Origin of the sequence: Bacillus sp. SIMBA_005 (assembly GCF_046535585.1) — a bacterium.
GTDB classification, from domain to species: Bacteria; Bacillota; Bacilli; order Bacillales; family Bacillaceae; genus Bacillus; species Bacillus pumilus.
Genome location: NZ_JAWRWI010000610.1, coordinates 1 through 262, shown reverse-complemented (window position 1 = coordinate 262; position 262 = coordinate 1). Strand labels below are relative to the sequence as shown.

General features: G+C 51.1%; 1 protein-coding gene. It reads right to left on the bottom strand.

Features of this window, described 5'->3' with window-relative positions; all coding sequences use genetic code 11:
• On the bottom strand, positions 1-262 hold a 262-nt coding region (locus tag SB660_RS21520; RefSeq protein ID WP_410584443.1), incomplete at both ends, for an FAD-dependent oxidoreductase.

The following is a 262-nucleotide window of genomic DNA, read 5'->3' as shown; positions in this document are numbered from 1 at the left end:
CAGCGCTTAAAAGCGACCGGCACAGCGCTCTTCCGTTCACACGGGCGGCACCGCTGATATGAACCGATTCATAGCCGTCAGCTAAAATCGGAAACAGCTTTTTCGTTTCACTTGCAGACAAGCGGGTAATGTCGCCGATTTCCGGCGCATCCTCCCGTCTCTTATACGCCCTTTCCTCCATTTTATCGAGTTTAGACGCGTCAGTATGAATGCTGATGGCACCGACACGTTTGTATCCTGTATCCGATTCACCGTCTTTTTC